This is a genomic window from Agromyces protaetiae (assembly GCF_030866785.1).
Lineage (GTDB): Bacteria > Actinomycetota > Actinomycetes > Actinomycetales > Microbacteriaceae > Agromyces > Agromyces silvae.
The window spans coordinates 2,756,610-2,775,498 of the sequence record NZ_CP133018.1 but is presented as its reverse complement, the minus strand read 5'-3'; the positions used below and the strand labels follow the sequence as shown (position 1 = coordinate 2,775,498).

Here is an 18,889-nt window from a genome sequence, read left to right as displayed (position 1 = left end):
CGCCCGGAATCGGCTCGTACAATGCCCGGGTGGTGCGGGGTGACGAGAATGACGGGTCCATGGGCAGCGAGCGCATGGACGGCGAGTTCGTGGACGCCGAGCTCACGGACGCCGAGCCGACGGCTGCCGACCCGACGACCGCCGACCCGACGACCGCCGACCCGACGACCGCCGACCCGACGCCCGGCGACCGTGCCGGCCACGCGACCCGTCACGGCACGTTCGTCTCCCGCCTGACCCGGAGCGCACGCCGGCATCGGCTGCCGCTGACCATCGTCGGCGCGAGCCTCGCGTTCGTGCTGCTCGGCACGGGTGCCGTCTTCGCGGGAACCCAGTCCGCCCCGCCGCGCCCGGACGACACGACGACGGCGGCGGCGACCGCCGCACCGGTTCCGACGGTCGATCCCGCCCGCCCGGCGCCGGCCGCGGCGGTCGCCGCGAGTCGGGTCCGTACCTGCTCGGTGGCGGAGAGGGCCGCCGATCCGCGGCTCGCGAACCTGCAGGCCCAGGTGATGAACACCGCGACCGGCGAGGTGCTCTACGACCGAGGTGGCACCACGCCGTCGCGCACGGCGAGCGTCATGAAGGTGCTCACCGCGGCCGCCGCGCTCAATGTGCTCGGACCCGAGTACCGAGCGACGACCACGGTCGTGAAGGGTGCTGAACCGGGCTCGGCCGTGCTCGTCGGGGGCGGCGACGTGACGCTCTCGCGCACACCGAGCGGCACCGAGACCGTCTACCCGGGCGCCGCGCACCTCGACGACCTCGCCGCGCAGGTCCGCGCGGCCTGGAACGCCGACCCGTCGAACCCTCCGCTCACCAAGCTCATCCTCGACGCGAGCTACTTCGGCGGGCCCGAATGGCACGACAGCTGGGATACCGTCGAGCGCGACCTCGGATACATGTCCCACATCACCGCGCTCATGGTCGACGGCGACCGCGACGATCCCACCGCGAACACCTCGGCCCGCAGCACCGATCCGATCGGCCGGGCCGGTGAGGCGTTCGCGGGGGAGCTCGGCGGCATCGCGGCCATCGAACGCGGCACGGCGCCCGCGGGAGCCGCGCAGCTCGGCCAGGTCGGCTCGCCGACCGTCGCGCAACTGGTCGACAAGTCATTGATCGTCTCCGACAACACCGCGGCCGAGATGCTGGCGCGCCTGGTCGCGATCCGCACCGGCGCCGGCAACTCGTTCGACGCGATCAACGCGGGGGTGCTCCAGGGCCTCGCCGCGTACGGCGTCGACCCGGCCGGCATCCACGTCGTCGACGGCTCCGGTCTCTCCGACTTCAATGCGGTCCCGCCGTCGTACCTCACGCGCCTCTTCGTCAAGATCAACGCCCGCGAGGCCAACCTCGGCGTCCTCATGGACGGACTGCCCGTCTCCGGGCAACGCGGCTCGCTGTCGTACAGCGATCGGTTCGCAGGCGACAACGCCGTCGCCGACGGGGCGGTCTCCGCCAAGACCGGCTGGATCGAGACCGGGTACACCCTCTCCGGTGTCATCCGGGCCCAGGACGGCTCGACCCTCACGTTCGCGATCTACGCGCTCGGCGACGTCACGGATGCCGCGAAGCAGGCGATCGACACGCTCACGACGGGGTTCTTCCTCTGCGGGGACAACCTCGGCAACGCGTGACCCGCTGGCCGGAGACATCCGGCCGGTTCTGCCCACCCGGCGCACGCGCGCCTCGACCCGAACCGCAGAGAACCACCCCAGACGCGACGGATTTGGGATGAGAATGGGGGTGAGGGAAGGGTGGTCCACATGACCCGGGCGCTTATGATCGTCGACGTGCAGAACGACTTCACCGAGGGCGGCGCGCTCGGGGTCGCAGGCGGGAATGCGGTTGCTCAGGGTGTCTCGAAGCTGCTCGCCGAGCACCGCGACGCCTACGGCGTCGTCATCGCCTCCCGAGACTGGCACGACGCCGACAACGACAATGGCGGCCATTTCGCGGGTGAAGACGGCGACCCCGACTTCGTCGAGACCTGGCCCGACCACTGCGTCGCCGGCACCCCGGGCGCCGAGTACCACCCAGACTTCGACCACAGCGGCGTCGACGTGCACATCCGCAAGGGGCAGGGCGAGGCCGCGTACTCGGCCTTCGAGGGCGTCGCCGACGACGGCCGGACCGTCGCCCAGATCCTCGACGACCACGGCGTGACCGAGGTCGACCTCGTCGGCATCGCGACCGACTACTGCGTGCGGGCGAGTGGCCTCGACGCCGTCGAACACGGCCGTCACGTGCGGATCTTCACCGACCTCATCGCGGGCGTGGCGCCCGAGTCCAGCGAGGCGGCGCTCGCCGAGCTCGCGCATGCGGGCGCCGTGCTGGCCGACTCCAGCAGCCTCGGCGAGGCCCGCGAGTGAGGCAGGCGTCGGCGCCCGAGGCGCCGGTCCTGTACGCCGACAGCCCCGACGGCGCGTTGATCGCGTACCGCGTCTTCGAGGCGGCGACGCAGGGTGGGGCGGATGCCTCGGGCGGGGCGGATGCCTCGGAGTCCGCGGACATTCTGACGGTGCCGGTGCTGCTCGTGCACGGCTTCGCGTCGAACGCGCGGATCACCTGGGAGGGCACCGGGTGGGTGAACGCGCTGCAGGCGGCTGGGCACGCCGTGCTGACCGTCGATCTGCGTGGGCACGGCGAGAGCGACAAGCCGGCCGAGGCATCCGCCTATCTCCCGGAGCGGTTCGGCGACGACCTCGTCGCCGTGCTCGACTCGGCCGGAGTCGACCGGGTCGACCTCGTCGCCTACTCGATGGGCAATCGCGCGCTGTCGGCGTTCGCGACGGCGGCACCGGGGCGGCTGCGCCGCGCGATCGTGGGCGGAGCCGGGCCGAACGAGCTGTTCGCGTCGTGGGATCTCGATGACGCGCGCGGCGTGCTGCTGCGCGGCGAGCCGGCGAGGAACCCGGTCATCGAGCAGGTCCTCCGCCCGGCCGTGGACGCCGGCGCCGACCGGGCCGCATTGCTCGCGTGCATCGAGGGCGTCGCGGGGGCGCCGCTGGTCATCCCGGCCGAGGTGCCCGTGCTCTTCGTGGCCGGCGAGCTCGACCCTGTGCCCGACGGCGTGGAGGAGTTCGCTGCGGCGCGGGGCAGCGACGTCCTGCGCATCGCCGGCCGCGACCACGTCTCAACGCTCACGAGCCGCGAGTTCAAGGCCGCCGCCCTCGGCTTCCTCGCCTGACGAGCGCACGTGACGGCCGTGCAGATCTGACCCTCACGCGCGGCACAAAATCAACCCCGGGGCTCCGAATCGGAATCCGCAGTCCTCATCGGTAGCGTGGAAGCGCAGCATCGCTGTCCAACCCACCTCACCGTCAAGGAGACGCTTCCCTATGCCTTCTCGCCGCCACGTATCCGCGCTCGCCGTGCTCGCGCTCGGTGGGCTTCTGCTCACCGGCTGCGCTGCGGACTCCTCGTCCTCCGGCGGGCCCGACGAGTCCGGCAGCTCCGGCTCCGACTCGAACTCGCGTGACATGAACACCGCCACCGACCAGACCGTCGCCGAGGCGTGCGCCGACCTGCAGGAGGGGCTCTCGGCATCCACCAGCGCGCTCCAGGAGGGTGTGTCCGAGCTCAGCGCCGATCCGAATGCCGCCGTCGAGAAGCTCAACGCGTTCGTCGTCGAGTTCGCCGAGGTCCGCAACGGCCTCGGCAACGCCGAGGTGAAGGCGCAGGCCGACTCGGCAGGCGTCGCGTTCGAGGAGCTCGTCGCGCAGGCCCAGGCCGCCGCCGCCGATCCGGCCGCGCTCGACATGAACGCGTTCATGGAGACCACCCAGAATGTGCAGACCGAGCTCACCGCCATCGGCGAGGTGTGCGCCGCGGGCTGATCCCCGCACCGCGCTTTCCGCACTCCGGACGCCGGGGCCGACGCACACGTCGGCCCCGGCGTTCTGCGTCCCGTCGAGACGGAGTGACGCGGGCCACGTGTGGCACAGTGAGAGCAGCATGAAAGGGACCGCCGTGACCGCACCCGATCCCGTCCCGCGGGTCATCGACCGCGGTGACGCGTGGTCGTCGGTTCCCCCCGCGTCCCACGCTGCCTCGCGCCGTGGGCGCCGGCTCGGCACCGCGATCGCGGCCGGATGCCTCGCGGTGCTGCTCGGCGGCTGCAGCTTCGCCGACCGGCTCATCGAGGACGAGGTCGAGGAGCCCACGATCGAGGGCTTCTACGAGCTGCCCGACGACGTGGCATCCGGCGACCCCGGCACGCTCGTGCGCTCGCAGGAGATCGTCGGCGCGCCCGACGATGCGCGCGCCTGGCGTGTGATCTATCACACGACCGATCAGGCCGGCGATCCCGTGCTCTCCTCGGGCCTGGTCGTCGCCCCGACCGGCTCGGCGCCCGACGGCGGTCGACCGGTCGTCGGTTGGGGCCACCCCACGACCGGCACCGCGCCCGACTGCGCCCCGTCCAGGTGGATCGACCCGTTCCTGCTCATGGAGGGGCTCGGCGACCTGCTCGACCGCGGCTTCGTGGTGGCCGCGACCGACTACGTCGGCGGCGGTGTCGACGGCCCGAACTCCTACCTCGTCGGCGCGACGGCGGCCACCGCGGTGCTCGACGCCGTGCGCGCGGCGCAGCACCTGCCCGAGACCGACGCGGGTGACGACCTCGTCACGTGGGGCCACTCGCAGGGCGGGCAGGCGGCGCTCTTCGCCGCATCCGCCGCGTCCTCGTACGCGCCCGAGCTCGAGGTGCACGGGGTGGCGGTCGCCGCGCCCGCCGCGAACCTGCCGAAGCTCATCGATGCGCACCTCGACGATATCTCGGGCGTCACGATCGGCGCCTACGCGTTCGCCGCATACGCCGAGGTCTACGGGCCGACCACGCCGGGTGCGACGCTCGAGTCGATCCTCTCGCCCGCGGGCGTCGCCGCCGTGCCGGCCATGAACGACCTGTGCCTCGCCACGCAATCGACCGAGCTGCACGATCTCGCCCGGCCGCTCGTCGGAGGGTTCATGACCGCGGACCCGGCGGCGACCGAGCCATGGGCGACGTTGCTCGCCGAGAACGTGCCCGACGCGGTGCCCGCCGACCTGCCGGTCTTCGTCGCGCAGGGCCTCGCCGACGAGCTCATCGACCCGGCCGAGACGAAGGCGTACGCCGACGGGCTCGCGGCGAACGGCAACGCCGTCGAGTACGTCGAGTATCCCGACATCGACCACGGCGCGATCGGGTACCGTGCCGTGCCACGCCTGCTCGAGTGGATCGACGCCCTCGCGGTGCCCGGCGCACTGAACTGACCGCGGCGCGCTCGTCCTGCCTATCGTCTGGCACGGAGGCCCCGCGCGCTCCTGGCAAGATGGACCGCGTGAAGACGATTCAGCTGCGCCGGTACACGCTCGTCGACGGGGAATACGACGCCTTCCTCGCCTGGTTCGACGGCACCATGCCCACCGTGCGGCCCGCGGCGGGCTTCGCGATCGAGTTCGCGTACGGACTCCGTGAGACGAACGAGTTCGTGTGGGCCGTCAGCGCCGAGGGCGACCGTGAGCGGTTCGCCGAGCTCGAGCAGGCCTACCTCGCATCCGACGCGCGAGCGGCCGCCTTCGACGGTGTGCCGCAGCGCATCGCGGTCTACAACATCTCGTTCGTGGACGACGTCGCCGTCGACGCTGAGGTCGCCCCGGCCTGACGCGTCCCTCTAGGATCGAAGCATCCCTTCAACGAGTGTGGTCGACGCTGCCCACCGGTGGCTCGGCTGAGAGGACGCGCACGTGAATGACGAGTTCGATGCCCGACGCCGAGACTGGATCGCCCGGGAGGAACTCGCCGAGCGCATGATCCCGCTGATCGGCGGTCTGTACCGCGAGTTCGGGGTGGTGACCTCGATCCACGGTCGCCGGCTGATCAACCGGTCGCCGGTCGACCTGCTGAAGGCGCATCGCTTCGCCCGGCAGGCCGAGGACGTCGAGCTCGACCCGGAAGACACGATCCGCCTCCTCGAGGCGCTGCGCGAGGTGGGCCCGGGGCCGGCCTCGATCGATGTGGCGCGGCTCGTGCAGCGGTACCGTGACACCGTGGCCGCGGGCGGGGCATCCGATCTCGTGGACTTCCTGCGCAGTGAGCTCGCGCCGGTGCTCGTCGCTGACGCCGATGGCGACGCGGCGCCGGCGGGCGCCGACGTCGTGCTCTACGGGTTCGGCCGCATCGGCCGGCTGCTCGCGCGCATCCTGATCGCGCATGCGGGCAACGGGCACGGCCTGCGGCTGCGCGCGATCGTCGTGCGCCGGGGGGCCGAGAACGACCTGCAGAAGCGCGCGAGTCTGCTGCGCCGTGATTCGGTGCACGGGCCGTTCGCCGGCACGATCGAGGTCGACGAGGAGCGGAACACGATCCTCGCGAACGGCACGCTGATCCAGGTCATCTACTCCGACGACCCGGCCTCGGTCGACTACACGGCGTACGGCATCAGCGACGCGATCGTGGTCGACAACACGGGTCGGTGGCGTGACGAGGCGGGGCTCTCGCAGCACCTGCGGGCGCCGGGCGTCGCCCGCGTGCTGCTCACGGCGCCCGGCAAGGGCGCGATCAAGAACATCGTGCACGGCATCAACCACGATGCCATCACGCCGGGCGATGCGATCCTGTCGGCGGCGTCGTGCACGACGAACGCGATCACGCCCGTGCTGGCCGCGATCGACGACGCCTACGGCGTCGTCCGTGGGCATGTCGAGACCGTGCACTCGTTCACGAACGACCAGAACCTGATCGACAACTTCCACAAGGGCGACCGCCGTGGCCGGTCCGCGGTGCTGAACATGGTGATCGCCGAGACCGGGGCGGCGAAGGCGGTCGCGAAGGCGCTGCCGCAGCTCGCCGGCCGGCTCACGGGGAGCGCGATCCGTGTTCCGACGCCGGATGTCTCGCTCGCGATCTTGAACCTGCAGCTCGAGCGGCCCACCGAGAAGTCGGAGCTGAACGGCTACCTGCGCCGCGTCTCGCTGACGTCGCCGCTGCGGCAGCAGGTCGACTACATCGAGTCGGCCGATGTCGTCTCGACCGACTTCGTCGGCTCGAACCGTGCGGGCATCGTCGACGGGCTCGCGACCATCGCCGACGGCACCGATGTCGTGCTCTACGTCTGGTACGACAACGAGTTCGGCTACTCGTGCCAGGTCGTCCGCGTCCTCGAGGCGATGGCGGGCGCGCACCCGATGGTGCTGCCCGAGCGCGAACCCGTGCGGGTCGAGCGCGCCTCGTTGGTCGAGTAGCGTCCTCGCCGGTCGAGGAGGGAGCGTCTCGAGACCCGATACCCGTCCTCTTTGTCGGGCGCTTCCCGACCAGCGGAGTGCGGAGCCTCGTAGGGTTGAGGTATGAGCACCGAAGCCGTCATCGTCGACGTCGTGCGCACGCCGGTCGGGCGCGGGAAGCCCGGCGGCAGGCTGTCCGGCACCCACCCGGTCGACCTGCTCGCGAGCGTGCTCGACACGATCGTCAACCGCAACGACCTCGACCCCGGACTGATCGACGACGTCATCGGCGGCTGCGTCAGCCAGGTCGGCGAGCAGTCGTTCAACGTGACGAGGAACGCCGTGCTCGCCGCCGGCTTCCCCGAGACGGTGCCGGGCACGACGGTCGACCGGCAGTGCGGCTCGAGTCAGCAGACCGCGACGTTCGCGGCCCAGGCCGTGCTGGCCGGGCAGGCCGACATCGTGATCGCGTGCGGCGTCGAGTCGATGAGCCGGGTCCCGCTCGGATCGAGCCTCGCCGGTGCCGATCCGTACGGCGCGCGGCTGCGCGGCCGGTACCCCGACGGACTGGTCGGGCAGGGTGTCTCGGCCGAGCTCATCGCCGCGAAGTGGGGGCTCACGCGCGAGGTGCTCGATGCGTTCGCGGCCCGGTCGCATCGCCTCGCGGCGGACGCGGCGGAGGCGGGCGCATTCGCGGCCGAGGTCATCCCGGTGCCCGGCGTCGACTCGCTCACCGACGAGACGGTGCGGCCCGGCACCACGGTCGACGGGCTCGCCGAGCTCCCGCCGGCGTTCCGCACCGACGAGCTCGCAGCCCGGTTCCCTGAGCTCGAGTGGCGGATCACGGCGGGGTCGTCGTCACCGCTCACCGACGGGGCATCCGCCGCCTTGATCATGAGCGCCGAGGCCGCTGAGCGACTCGGCCTCGAACCGCGCGCCCGCTTCCGCTCGTTCGCGGTCGTCGGCAGCGACCCGATGCTGATGCTGACCGGCGTCATCCCGGCGACCGAGCGCGTGCTGGCGCGCGCCGGCCTCGGCCACGACGACATCGACGCGTACGAGGTCAACGAGGCGTTCGCGTCGGTCCCGCTCGCCTGGCTCGCCGAGACCGGCGCCGACGAAGCCAAGCTGAACCCGCGCGGCGGCGCCATCGCGCTCGGGCACGCGCTCGGGTCGAGCGGCACCCGCCTCTTGACCACACTGGTCGCGCAGCTCGAGGCGACCGGCGGCCGGTACGGTCTGCAGACCATGTGTGAGGGCGGCGGCATGGCCAACGCGACCATCATCGAGCGCGTGTGACCGCGACCGTTCCTCGACGAGCGGCACCCAGACAAGGAGAACGTGCATGGATCTGAGCGGGGTATCGGCGATCGTCACGGGCGCGGCGTCAGGGCTGGGCCGCGCGACGGCGGCGGCGCTCGTCGAGGGCGGCGCGAGCGTCGTGCTCGTGGATCTGCCCGGCGATCGCGGTGAGACGGCGGCGCGGGAGCTCGGCGAGCGGGCGCGCTTCGTCGGGGCGGATGTCTCGGATGAGGCACAGGTGCGCACGGCGATCGAGGCCGCGGCCGCACTCGGGCCGCTCCGCGTGGTGGTGAACTGTGCGGGCATCGTGACGGCGAACCGCACGGTCGGCCGTGAGGGGCCGGCGCCGCTGGAGGCGTTCGAGCGGACCATCCGGGTGAACCTCGTCGGCACGTTCAACGTGACCAGGCTCGCCGCCGCGGCCATCGCCGAGACCGAACCCGTCACGGCCGCCCTGCCGGGCGGACCCGCCACCGCCGAGCGCGGGGTCATTGTGAACACCGCATCGGTCGCGGCGTTCGACGGGCAGATCGGGCAGGCGGCCTACGCCGCGTCCAAGGCCGGCGTGGTCGGCATGACGCTCCCGCTCGCGCGGGACCTGTCGAAGCTGTTGATCCGCGTGGTCACGATCGCGCCGGGCATCTTCGAGACTCCGATGATGGCCGGGATGCCGCAGGAGCTGCAGGACTCGCTCGGTGCCCAGGTGCCGCATCCGTCCCGCCTCGGGCACCCGACCGAGTACGCCGCGCTGGTCCGCTCGATCATCGCCAACCCGATGCTGAACGGCGAGACCATCCGCCTCGACGGCGCCATCCGCATGCAACCCAAGTAACCCCGCCCCCGCCCGCCCGCCCACCCACCCACCCACCCCACCCCACCCACCCCACCCCACCCCACCGACCCCGTCGAGTGATGACGAAACGCTCCGAGTGATGACGATTCGGCGGTGCATCCGAGCCGTTTCGTTAACACTCGGGGAGGGAGGAGAGATGGGGGGATGGGGGGACGGAGGCGGGGAGGGAGGACGGACGGGAGGACGGGAGGGGGTCAGGCAGTGCGCGTGCGGGCGCGGGACGCGCGGTACGCCTTGATGGCACCGTCGACCACGTCCCAGATCGCGACGCCGATCGTCGCGACGACGACGAACGCGATCACGATCGGGCCCGCGTCGCCCCACGGCCAGCGGATGAGCTCGATGAATGCGTCGCTGAAGAGCTGCCCGGTGAGCAGGAGCCAGAGCGCGGGAACCGTGAACGCGACGTTGAGCGCGAGGTTCCCGGCGACGAGCCACCAGTTCCAGCCCCACGCGTACACCGCGACGGCGAACAGGATCTCGAGCGCGATCAGCGCGAGGAAGAACGGAATCCAGAAGCTCCACAGCTCGGGGTTCAGCACCGGGACGGCGCCGCCGTCGGGGCCGCCGCGGAAGGCCATGCCGAACTGCTGTACGACGAGCGCGACCGCGAAGAGCCCGAGGAACACCAGCGACCCGATGAGCTCGCTGAGCCGGTTCGACCGGTTCCCGCTCGTCGGGTGCGGCAGCTCGGGCAACTGGTCGGGTGTCCACGTGAGCGTGAGGTCGTGCCCGCTCGTCGTTCGCTCCAGAACCGCGAACACGAGCGTCGTCCAGAACCCGATGTTCACCGTGACCTGGATCGCGGTGACGACCGTCGTGCCGATGGCGGCACCGATCGGCGCCCCCGAGATGATCTGCCCGAGCAGCACGCCGCCGGCCGCGATCGGCAGCACGATGGCGTACAGCAGCTTGAGCAGCCTCAGCCACATGGGGTAGTACCGCGGGCCGATGAGTCGCAAGGGCCGGTCGACGTAGTCGGCTGCCACGACCAGCGGGTCGCCGAGCTCGGTGAGCGCGGCGCGCTCCGCCTCGTCGGGCGCGTGGCCGGTCTCGATCAGTGCGTCGGTCTCGTCGCCGATACGTTCACGGAGCTCGCGCTCGACCTCGGCGCGCTGCGCCTCGGGAACCGTGCGCGCGGCCGCGTACACGTAACGGTCGGTCAGAGATGCCGTGGTCATCGTTCGTCTCCCTCGGTGAGGCGCGTGAGCGCCTGGTCGATCAGCTTCCAGTCCGCGGTCAGCACGCCGGCAAGGCGTTCGCCGTCGGGGCTCGTGCGGTAGAACTTGCGGGGCCGTGCCTCGTCGGTGTTCCACTCGCTCGTGAGGAGCCCCTGCTTCTCGAGTCGGCGCAGCAGCGGGTAGAGCGTGTTCGCATCGACGGCGATGCCGAGCCCGTTCAGCGACTCCAGCAGCGCATACCCGTAGTCGGGCGTGCGAAGCCGGATCAGGCAGGCCAGTACCGCGGTGCCGCGACGCAGCTCCTGCTGATGTCCGCCGGTGATCTCATCCGCGCTCATGGCACACACGATACTGTGTGACACACACTATTGCAACACGCACGTCATCGTGTGAGCGCAGCCCGATGCGAGTCGTCGGCAATTCCGAGCGACACGCCGAGTAACGGCGCCCGAGCACGGCGAGTCGCCGAGGATCACCGACGACTCGTCGACCCGGGACGGCGGTCGCATGCGCTACTCGCCCGCGTGCGCCTCCAGGAAGCTGTAGACCTCGACGTCGTCCACGCCCGGGAACGTGCCTGACGGCAACGGCGACAGCACGTGCGCGTGCAGGCGCGCGCTCGGCCATGCCTGCCCCGCCCAGCGTTCGGACAGATCGGCCGGCGCGCGGCGACAGCACGCGTCATCCGGGCACGTGGACGACACCCGGACGTTCGTCTCGCGCCCGCGGAACCACTTGGCCTGGTTGAACGGCACGCCGACCGTGATGGAGAACTCGGAAGGCTCCGCCCGGCCCGTCTGCGTGGCGCACCAGAACGTGCCGGCCGGCGTGTCCGTGTACTGGTAGTTCTCGGTCGTGCGGTTCGTGTGCTCGAACGCCGTCCGGGCGCTCCACCTCTTGCAGACCCACTGACCCTCGATCGAGCCGGTGACATCGGTCGGCAGTGGCAGCCCGTCGTTCTCGTACCCCTTCAGCAGCGCACCGTCACCGTTGACGCGGAGGAAGTGCAGCGTCATGTCGAGGTGGCTCGTCGCGAGGTTCGTGAACCGCAGTGCGGCGGCCTCATGGGTGACGCCGAAGGCGTCGCGGAAGTCCTCGATGGCGAGCCGCTTCTCTTTCTTCGCCTCCTGGAGGAAGGCGACGGATGCCTCGCGAGGCATGAGGCACGCGGCCGCGAAGTAGTTGATCTCGAGGCGCTGCTGCAGGAACTCGTCGTAGCTCGCGGGCGGCGTGTGCCCGAGCAGCCGGTGCGCGAGGGCCTGCAGGGCCATGGCGCGTAGGCCGTGACCGCCGGGGATCGACGCCGGCGGCAGGTAGATCCGTCCGTTCGCGAGGTCCGTGATCGAACGCGTCGAATCGGGCAGGTCGTTCACGTAGATGAGCTGGAACCCGAGCTGCTCGGCCATGACGCTCACCTCGCGGTGCGTGAGCGCGCCGACGCGGTGGCCTGAGGCGCGCACGCGATCCTCGGCGAGTTGCTCGATGTGCGGAAGGTAGTTGTCGCGTGCACGCAGCCGTTCGCGGAGCTCGGTGTTGGCACGACGCGCCTCCTCGGGCGTGGCGATCGCCTCGCTCGCCCGGCGTTGCAGCTCGTGATGGAGTCCGACGATCACGCGCAGCGTCTCATCGCCCACGCCGCGGCCGGGCTTGATCGACGGCAGGCCGAGGCTCGCGTACAGGGGGCTGGCCTGGGCGCGCGCGAGCTCGAGCTCGAGCGCCGCGCGCGGGCTCGGCGCCTCGCGCGCAAGCAGCGCCGACAGCTCGACACCGAGTGCGGCCGCAAGTGCGTCGAGCACCGACAGCTTCGGTTCGCGTTTGCCGTTCTCGATCAGGGAGAGCTGGCTGCCCGCCAGGCCGACCGCCTCGCCGACCTGGTCGAGGGTCAAGCCACGCTCGCCGCGGAAGTGGCGGATGCGTTGTCCGAGGATGGCGAGATCTGCGCTACCGGCCTTCATGGTTTAAACATAGCGAAAGAATTCCGGTTCTTAACGGCTTATTTCGTGGTGCGGATGCCTCGAACCGGCGCATGCTGTTAACACAGCCTGGGACCACCACCACGCATCCGGTGCCGCCGGACAGACGAAACAGGACGACGATGACCCTTTCCGAGCTCTCGACTCCGACCGACTCCGGCGCCGCTCGTCGCGGCACGACCGATCCTGCGCTCGCCGCCTGGGTCGCCGACATCGCCGCGCTCACGAAGCCCGACGAGATCGTCTGGTGCGACGGATCGCGCCACGAGGCCGACCTCCTGACCAAACAGCTCGTCGCCGAAGGCAAGCTCATCAAGCTGAATCCCGAGTGGCGCCCGAACAGCTACCTCGCGCGCACCGACCCGTCCGACGTCGCGCGCGTCGAAGACCGCACGTTCATCTGCTCGACCTACGAAGAGGATGCCGGCCCCACGAACAACTGGCGCGACCCGCGCGAGATGCGCGAAGAGCTCACCGACGTGTTCGACGGTTCGATGAAGGGCCGCACGATGTACGTCGTGCCGTTCTCGATGGGGCCGCTCGGCGGGCCCATCTCGCAGCTCGGCGTCGAGATCACGGACTCGCCGTACGTCGTGCTGTCCATGGGGATCATGACCCGCATGGGCGAACAGGTGCTGCGACTCATCGAGGCCGGCGAGCCGTGGGTGCGCACCGTGCACTCCGTCGGCTACCCACTCGTCGACGGCGTCGGCCATCCTCGCGCCGAGGTCGACTGGCCGTGCAGTGACACGAAGTACATCGTGCAGTTCCCGGACTCGCGTGAGATCTGGTCGTACGGCTCGGGCTACGGCGGCAATGCGCTGCTCGCGAAGAAGTGCTTCGCGCTGCGCATCGCGAGCGTCATGGCTCGCGACGAGGGCTGGCTCGCCGAGCACATGCTGCTCATCAAGATCACCGCGCCGACCGGCAAGGCGTACCACGTCGCCGCGGCCTTCCCGTCCGCGTGCGGCAAGACCAACCTCGCGATGCTGCAGCCGACCATCCCGGGATGGGCCGTCGAGACGATCGGCGACGACATCGCCTGGATGCGTCCCGGCGACGATGGCCGGCTGTACGCGATCAATCCGGAGGCGGGATTCTTCGGCGTCGCGCCGGGCACCGGCGAGACGACGAACCCGACCGCCGTGCAGACGCTCTGGGGCAACACGATCTTCACCAATGTGGCGCTGCGGCCCGATGGCGACGTGTGGTGGGAGGGCCTCACCGACACGCCGCCCGCCGAGCTGACCGACTGGGAGGGCAACCCGTGGACGCCGGAGTCCGGCCGGCCTGCCGCGCACCCGAACTCGCGCTTCACCGTCGCGGCCGACCAGTGCCCGCAGATCTCGGACGACTGGGACGCCCACGACGGCGTGCCCATCGACGCGATCCTGTTCGGCGGCCGACGGGCCACGAACGTCCCTCTGGTAGCCGAGGCGCGCTCCTGGAAGCACGGCGTGTTCATGGGCGCGACAATCTCGTCGGAGCAGACCGCGGCCGCCGAAGGGACCGTCGGGGAACTCCGTCGCGACCCGTTCGCGATGCTGCCGTTCTGCGGCTACAACATGGCCGACTACTGGGGTCACTGGGTCAAGATGGGTCGAGTGCTCGGTGAGCGGGCGCCGCGGATCTTCCAGGTCAACTGGTTCCGGAAGGGCGCGGACGGCTCGTTCCTCTGGCCCGGCTTCGGCGAGAACTCGCGCGTGCTCGAGTGGATCGTCGGGCGGCTCGAGGGCGAATCGGCCGCGGTGGAGACGCCGATCGGGATGCTTCCCGCCACCGGATCGCTCGACCTCGACGGGCTCGAGCTCAGCGACGAGACCGTGGCGCACCTCTTCGACGTCGACCGCGACTCCTGGCTCGACGAGTGCCGCCTCACCGAGGAGTACTTCGCCCAGTTCGGCGACCGGGTGCCCGCCGCGCTGAACGCCGAGCTCGCGAGCCTGCGCTACCACCTGGAGCGCATGCCCGCCTGAGATCGGCGGGCGGTTCGAGGGTGTGAGGCATGCACGATGTCACTCGCACGCCGATGCGTCGCGGCGACCGCCGCGACGCATCGGTGTGCGCGGTGAGCGGCGTCGTCTCGTGGGCCGTTGCGGCGGGTTGCCGCGGAGCGGCGGGTTCGCAGCGCTAACGTGAGCGCGAACGACGAGGGGCGGCGGCATGGACTTCGGGCGGACGATCGAGACGGTCGGCACGGTCATCGATGTGATCGGCGTCATCGCGATCGTCATCGGCGTGCTCTTCGCGCTCGGCGACGCCGCGGTGCGGCGCCTGCGTCGGTCCGGTCCGCTCTACACACGGTTCCGGCGGGTGCTCGGCCGGGCCATCCTGCTCGGCCTGGAACTGCTCGTCGCCGCCGACATCATCAAGACGGTCGCGGTCACGCCGACGCTCGAGTCGGTCGCGGTGCTCGGGATCATCGTGCTCATCCGGACGTTCCTGAGCTGGTCGCTCGAGCTCGAGATCACGGGCCGGTGGCCGTGGCAGAAGTGGCGCGGCGGGCGCGCAGACGAATCGGACGAGGGTGTCCTCGCCGAGCCCGCCGCCACAGATGCTCAACGAGACTCGGGCGCCCCGAGCCCGAGCACCCCGACCACCGCGCGGTGATGTGAGCCGGCGGGCGGGCGCATGTCGATCAGCGCCAGTCGGTCGAACGTCACATGATCGCCCGCATACAGCCGGCCGTGGCGTTTCTCGGTCACGTGCGGGCGAAAGTCTGGCCGCACGCGCCGGAGGTCGAGTCCCGTGGGCGCGAGCGCGGTCAGCGCTGCGTCGCGGAGCGCGGTGATCTCACCGCCGTCGCGGATCAGGCTGACGGTCACGTCCCGTCGCCGCCCGAACATGGCATCCTCGCCCGCGGTGGTGCGCACCACGTGCGCACCGGCGGCGACGGGCGCCAATGCAGCCACCAACTCGCCGGGGGGTGCGTCCGATTCGAACGGCTCGACCACGGTCACGTGCAGCGGCCAGTCCGCGACCGTGAACTCGTCGCCGCGCTCGAGCGCGGCGAGCGGCAGAACCACGACGTACCTCGCCATGTCGCGAGTGTATGCGCCCGAGGCATCCGCCCGGCCCGCCGCAACCCCGGCATCACACCCGCCGAGCGGTCGCAGATGGTGCGTCCGAGCGCAGCACCCGCCATCTGCGACCGTTCGGCGAAAGGGCCGAGCGGATGCGCGCGACGACGCGGCCCGGCGTTCGGGTCGCCGGGCCGCGTCTGGGGGTGGTGCGGTGGAACGGGTACTTCGTTTCGGGTAACCGGGGCGGAAGAATCAGGCCTGCTCGCCGAACATGGCGAGCAGGGCGGTGGGCGTGAAGCGGGTCTCGACCGTGCCCGAGGCGCCGGCGCCGGCCGGGCCGACCCACGAGCTCGACCCTTCGTGCACGCGCACCCAGCCGTCGCGGAAGAGCAGGTCGGTGCCGATCACGAACGCCATGGCGGGCGTGTCGCCGGCTTCGACGTCGATCGATCCCTCGAACTCCTGGGCGGCACCGACGTCGGCGTCCTCACGGCACTGCACGGCGACGAGCGGGCGCGCGATCGGCGTCGCGAAGCCAGGCGCGTCGAACGGGCTCGCCGTGGCGACATCGGCCACGATGCCGAAGTTGAGGCTCGTCGAGACGAGGCTGGTCTCGGCCTGGCCGTCGAGCACGAGCCGGCTGCCGACACTGAACCGGTAGTGCAGCCGGCCGGGCTCGGTGACCCGGGGGAGGGTCACGACGCTCACCCAATTGCGCGACCAGGCGAGCGGCGCACCGGTGCGGGTCGGCGGGTCGTACAGGCTCGCGGTCACGCGCACGGCACCGTCGGGGCGACACTCGGGGGAGCGCAGCGAGCTGCGGCGCTCCGCCTCCGGGTACGCATCGCGGACCGCCTCGAACGCGGGCACCGCGACGGGCTCCCACTGCCGCAACCACGCACGCATCCGACGGCCCATGCCGTCGAACCCGTCGCCGAGGGTCTCGGCCGGAAGGGTGTCGGTCGCCGCGATCTGGTCGGGCCGGCCGAGTGCCGCGATCACGGCGTACGGCGGCTCGACCGCGAAGGTCGCGACGCGGGTCGCCTCGGTACGGTCGGTGTCGGTGATGACGGCGGTGCCGGATGCCTCGGGCTGGGCGATGCCGGACGCCTCGGGCTGGGCGTGGTCGAGATCGGAGGTCTGCGCCTCGGTGGTCTGCGCCTCCGCGGTCTGCACCTCCGCGGTCTGCGCCACCGCGGTCTGGGGTTCGGCGTGGATGAGGGTCATGGGCTGGGCCTTCGTTCGGCCGGACGCAGCGCGACCGGCAGGGATCAAACGGATGACGCCACGGTACGGATGCGGCGCCGATGCGACATCCGTATCATCCCTGAGAAGTGCTCAGGACATTCCGCAGAAAAAGCCAACTGACCAGCGCCGTGCTCAGATGAGCAGGCAGAGCCGCCTCAGACGAGCAGCTGGTGCTCCGCGAGCGAACGGTACAGCGGCACGGTCTCGACGAGTTGGGCGTGCGTGCCCTCGCCGATGACACGACCCTCGTCGAGCACGATGATGCGGTCGGAGTCGATGACGGTCGACAAGCGGTGCGCGATCACGATCAGGGTCCGCCCGGCCGAGACGGCGTCGATCGCCTCACGCATGAGCCGCTCGTTCACACCGTCGAGCGACGACGTGGACTCGTCGAGCAGCAGGATCGGCGGTGCGGCGAGCAGCGCCCGTGCGATCGCGAGCCGCTGACGCTCACCGCCGGAGAGCATGATGCCGTCTTCACCGACCTGCGCGTCGAGCCCTGCGGGGTCGCGGTCGAGCACCCGGTCGAGGTTGACCGTGCGGAGCACGTGCTCGCACTCGTCGTCGGACGCGTCGGGGCTGCCCAGCTTGAGGTTGTCGCGGATGGTCCCGGCCAGCACCGGGGCATCCTGCTCGACGTAGCCGATCTGGGCGCGCAGATCGTCGCGGTCGAGCGAGCGCAGGTCCAGCCCGCCGAGGCGCACCGCGCCGACGCTCGGGTCGTAGAAGCGCTCGATGAGCGCGAGGATCGTGGACTTGCCCGCACCCGATGGCCCGACGAGCGCGACGCGCTCGCCGCGCGGCACCTCGAACGACACCCCGCGCAGCACCGGCTGCGTGTCGGTCACGTTCGGTTCGGGCTCGTGCTCGTCGGCCGACTCGTTGCCGGGATCCGCCGGATCGTTCGGCGTGGTCTTCGCGTACGCGAACGACACGTCGTCGAACGCGAGCGCGGGTGCGTCGGGCAGCAGGCCCTCGTTCGCGGGGCCCACGATGACGGCGAGCGGGGCGAGCTCACGGTCGTGCTGCTGCTCGTCGGGCAGGTCGAGCACCTCTTGGATGCGGCCGAGCGCGCCGAGCGCCTGGTTGATCGCCATGAGCGCGCCGAGGATCTGACCGAGCGGCATGATCATGAGGAACAGGAACAGGATGAACGCGACGAGGTTCGCGATCGAGGTCGACCCGTCGGCGACGCGGTACCCGCCGACGCCGAGCACGACGAGGAACGACACCTGCATGGCGATGCCTGCGACGGGCACCACGAGCGCCGAGATCTTCGCGACGCGCACGCCGAGCTGCCACGCGCCCTCGGCGTCGGCGTTGGTGGCCTCGATCTCGCGCTTGGTCGCACCCGCCGCGCGGATGGTGCGCACCGAGCTGATCGCGCGCTCGACCGACGACGCGAGCGCGCCGACCTTGGTCTGCGCCTGCTGCGAGGCCTCCCGGATCCGCATCGAGAGCACGGTCGCCGTGCCGAGCGCGATCGCGACCACGAGCACGGTGAGCCCGAGCAGCACGGCGTCGAGGATGAGCATCGCGACGAGCGCGCCGACGAAGGTGACGATGCCGCCGATCGCTTCGACGCCGCCCTGGGTGAGCACCGCGCGCAGCAGGGTCGTGTCGCTGCCGACGCGCGAGACGAGGTCGCCGGTGCGGCGGGTGTCGAACTCGGCGATCGGGAGGTTCAAGATGCGCGCGATGAGCCGCTTGCGGCTCGCGAGCACGATGCCCTCACCCGTGCGCTGCAAGAGGTAGTGCTGATACCCGCTGATCACGCCCTGCGCGATGACGAGGATGACGAGCAGCCAGATGAGCCCGTCGAGCGGCTGCCCGTCTTCGACGAGCGAGATGACCTGGCCGACGACGAGTGGCTGCGCGAGGCTCGCGGCGGCCAGCAGCAGGCTCAGCACGATCACGAACGCGATGACGCCCTTGTGCTCGAGCAGGTAGGGCACGAGCTGGCGCACGGTCGCACGCGGCCCGGTGGGCGCGGTCCGGTCGCGACGCGGGAACAGGGAACGGCGGGCGGCGGGGGTCGAGCTGTCGGTCATGTCCTCTTCCTGGGGGCGCGGCGCCGGAAAGGACAGGTGCGGATGCCTC

At 71.1% G+C, this 18,889-nt stretch carries 17 protein-coding genes; 11 read left to right on the top strand and 6 right to left on the bottom strand.

Going from position 1 to position 18,889, the window contains the following annotated elements:
* The first annotated feature begins 29 nt into the window (after positions 1–29).
* The 9 genes from QU602_RS12775 to QU602_RS12735 all read left to right on the top strand — a co-directional run bounded on the left by QU602_RS12775 (position 30) and on the right by QU602_RS12735 (position 9,343).
* Entirely contained in the window at positions 30–1,640 is a 1,611-nt protein-coding gene (locus QU602_RS12775; RefSeq protein WP_308796840.1) for a D-alanyl-D-alanine carboxypeptidase/D-alanyl-D-alanine-endopeptidase, read from the top strand.
* A 129-nt stretch (positions 1,641–1,769) separates the two neighbouring features.
* Positions 1,770–2,375: an isochorismatase family protein gene (locus QU602_RS12770; protein ID WP_308796839.1), complete on the top strand. Its 606-nt coding sequence runs from the start codon at positions 1,770–1,772 to the stop codon at positions 2,373–2,375.
* Entirely contained in the window at positions 2,372–3,193 is an 822-nt protein-coding gene (locus tag QU602_RS12765; protein ID WP_308796838.1) for an alpha/beta fold hydrolase, read from the top strand. The genes QU602_RS12770 and QU602_RS12765 overlap by 4 nt, the downstream gene beginning before the upstream one ends.
* 151 nt (positions 3,194–3,344) lie before the next feature.
* Entirely contained in the window at positions 3,345–3,842 is a 498-nt protein-coding gene (locus tag QU602_RS12760) for a hypothetical protein (protein WP_308796837.1), read from the top strand.
* Positions 3,843–3,975: 133 nt separating this feature from the next.
* The gene (locus tag QU602_RS12755) at positions 3,976–5,259 is read left to right on the top strand and encodes a lipase family protein (protein WP_308796836.1); all 1,284 of its coding nucleotides are present in this window, start codon (positions 3,976–3,978) and stop codon (positions 5,257–5,259) included.
* A 68-nt stretch (positions 5,260–5,327) separates the two neighbouring features.
* Complete coding sequence (locus tag QU602_RS12750) at positions 5,328–5,651, top strand: hypothetical protein (RefSeq protein WP_308796835.1); 324 nt, start codon at positions 5,328–5,330, stop codon at positions 5,649–5,651.
* Between the two features lie 82 nt (positions 5,652–5,733).
* A complete protein-coding gene (locus QU602_RS12745; RefSeq protein ID WP_308796834.1) occupies positions 5,734–7,230 on the top strand; it encodes a glyceraldehyde-3-phosphate dehydrogenase in 1,497 nt (498 codons plus the stop codon).
* Positions 7,231–7,332: 102 nt separating this feature from the next.
* Positions 7,333–8,508, top strand: a complete 1,176-nt coding sequence (locus QU602_RS12740) for a thiolase family protein (RefSeq protein ID WP_308796833.1) — start codon at positions 7,333–7,335, stop codon at positions 8,506–8,508.
* Between the two features lie 46 nt (positions 8,509–8,554).
* Positions 8,555–9,343 (top strand): 3-hydroxyacyl-CoA dehydrogenase, encoded by a 789-nt coding sequence (locus tag QU602_RS12735; RefSeq protein ID WP_308796832.1) that lies wholly within the window; start codon positions 8,555–8,557, stop codon positions 9,341–9,343.
* A 215-nt stretch (positions 9,344–9,558) separates the two neighbouring features.
* Here QU602_RS12735 and QU602_RS12730 read toward each other — a convergent pair whose 3' ends face one another.
* The 3 genes from QU602_RS12730 to QU602_RS12720 form a co-directional block, all read right to left on the bottom strand.
* The gene (locus tag QU602_RS12730; RefSeq protein ID WP_308796831.1) at positions 9,559–10,545 is read right to left on the bottom strand and encodes a permease prefix domain 1-containing protein; all 987 of its coding nucleotides are present in this window, start codon (positions 10,543–10,545) and stop codon (positions 9,559–9,561) included.
* Positions 10,542–10,883, bottom strand: a complete 342-nt coding sequence (locus QU602_RS12725) for a PadR family transcriptional regulator (RefSeq protein ID WP_308796830.1) — start codon at positions 10,881–10,883, stop codon at positions 10,542–10,544. Before QU602_RS12725 ends, QU602_RS12730 begins: the two co-directional genes overlap by 4 nt.
* Before the next feature lie 174 nt (positions 10,884–11,057).
* The gene (locus QU602_RS12720; protein ID WP_308796829.1) at positions 11,058–12,500 is read right to left on the bottom strand and encodes a helix-turn-helix domain-containing protein; all 1,443 of its coding nucleotides are present in this window, start codon (positions 12,498–12,500) and stop codon (positions 11,058–11,060) included.
* Between the two features lie 140 nt (positions 12,501–12,640).
* On the opposite strand from QU602_RS12720, the gene QU602_RS12715 reads away from it, so the two are divergent.
* Together QU602_RS12715 and QU602_RS12710 are read left to right on the top strand one after the other, a co-directional pair.
* Complete coding sequence (locus QU602_RS12715; RefSeq protein ID WP_308796828.1) at positions 12,641–14,494, top strand: phosphoenolpyruvate carboxykinase (GTP); 1,854 nt, start codon at positions 12,641–12,643, stop codon at positions 14,492–14,494.
* Positions 14,495–14,681: 187 nt separating this feature from the next.
* Positions 14,682–15,128 carry a DUF1622 domain-containing protein gene (locus tag QU602_RS12710; protein ID WP_308796827.1) on the top strand — a complete coding sequence of 149 codons (447 nt, stop codon included), beginning with the start codon at positions 14,682–14,684 and terminating at the stop codon, positions 15,126–15,128.
* Here the strand turns inward: QU602_RS12710 and QU602_RS12705 are convergent.
* From QU602_RS12705 to QU602_RS12695, 3 genes are all read right to left on the bottom strand, one after another.
* Complete coding sequence (locus QU602_RS12705; RefSeq protein WP_308796826.1) at positions 15,077–15,559, bottom strand: 2'-5' RNA ligase family protein; 483 nt, start codon at positions 15,557–15,559, stop codon at positions 15,077–15,079. The genes QU602_RS12710 and QU602_RS12705 overlap by 52 nt on opposite strands.
* 234 nt (positions 15,560–15,793) lie before the next feature.
* Entirely contained in the window at positions 15,794–16,768 is a 975-nt protein-coding gene (locus tag QU602_RS12700) for a hypothetical protein (protein ID WP_308796825.1), read from the bottom strand.
* A gap of 176 nt (positions 16,769–16,944) precedes the next feature.
* Positions 16,945–18,840, bottom strand: coding sequence for an ABC transporter ATP-binding protein (locus QU602_RS12695; RefSeq protein ID WP_308796824.1), 1,896 nt, complete (start codon positions 18,838–18,840; stop codon positions 16,945–16,947).
* Positions 18,841–18,889 lie beyond the last annotated feature (49 nt).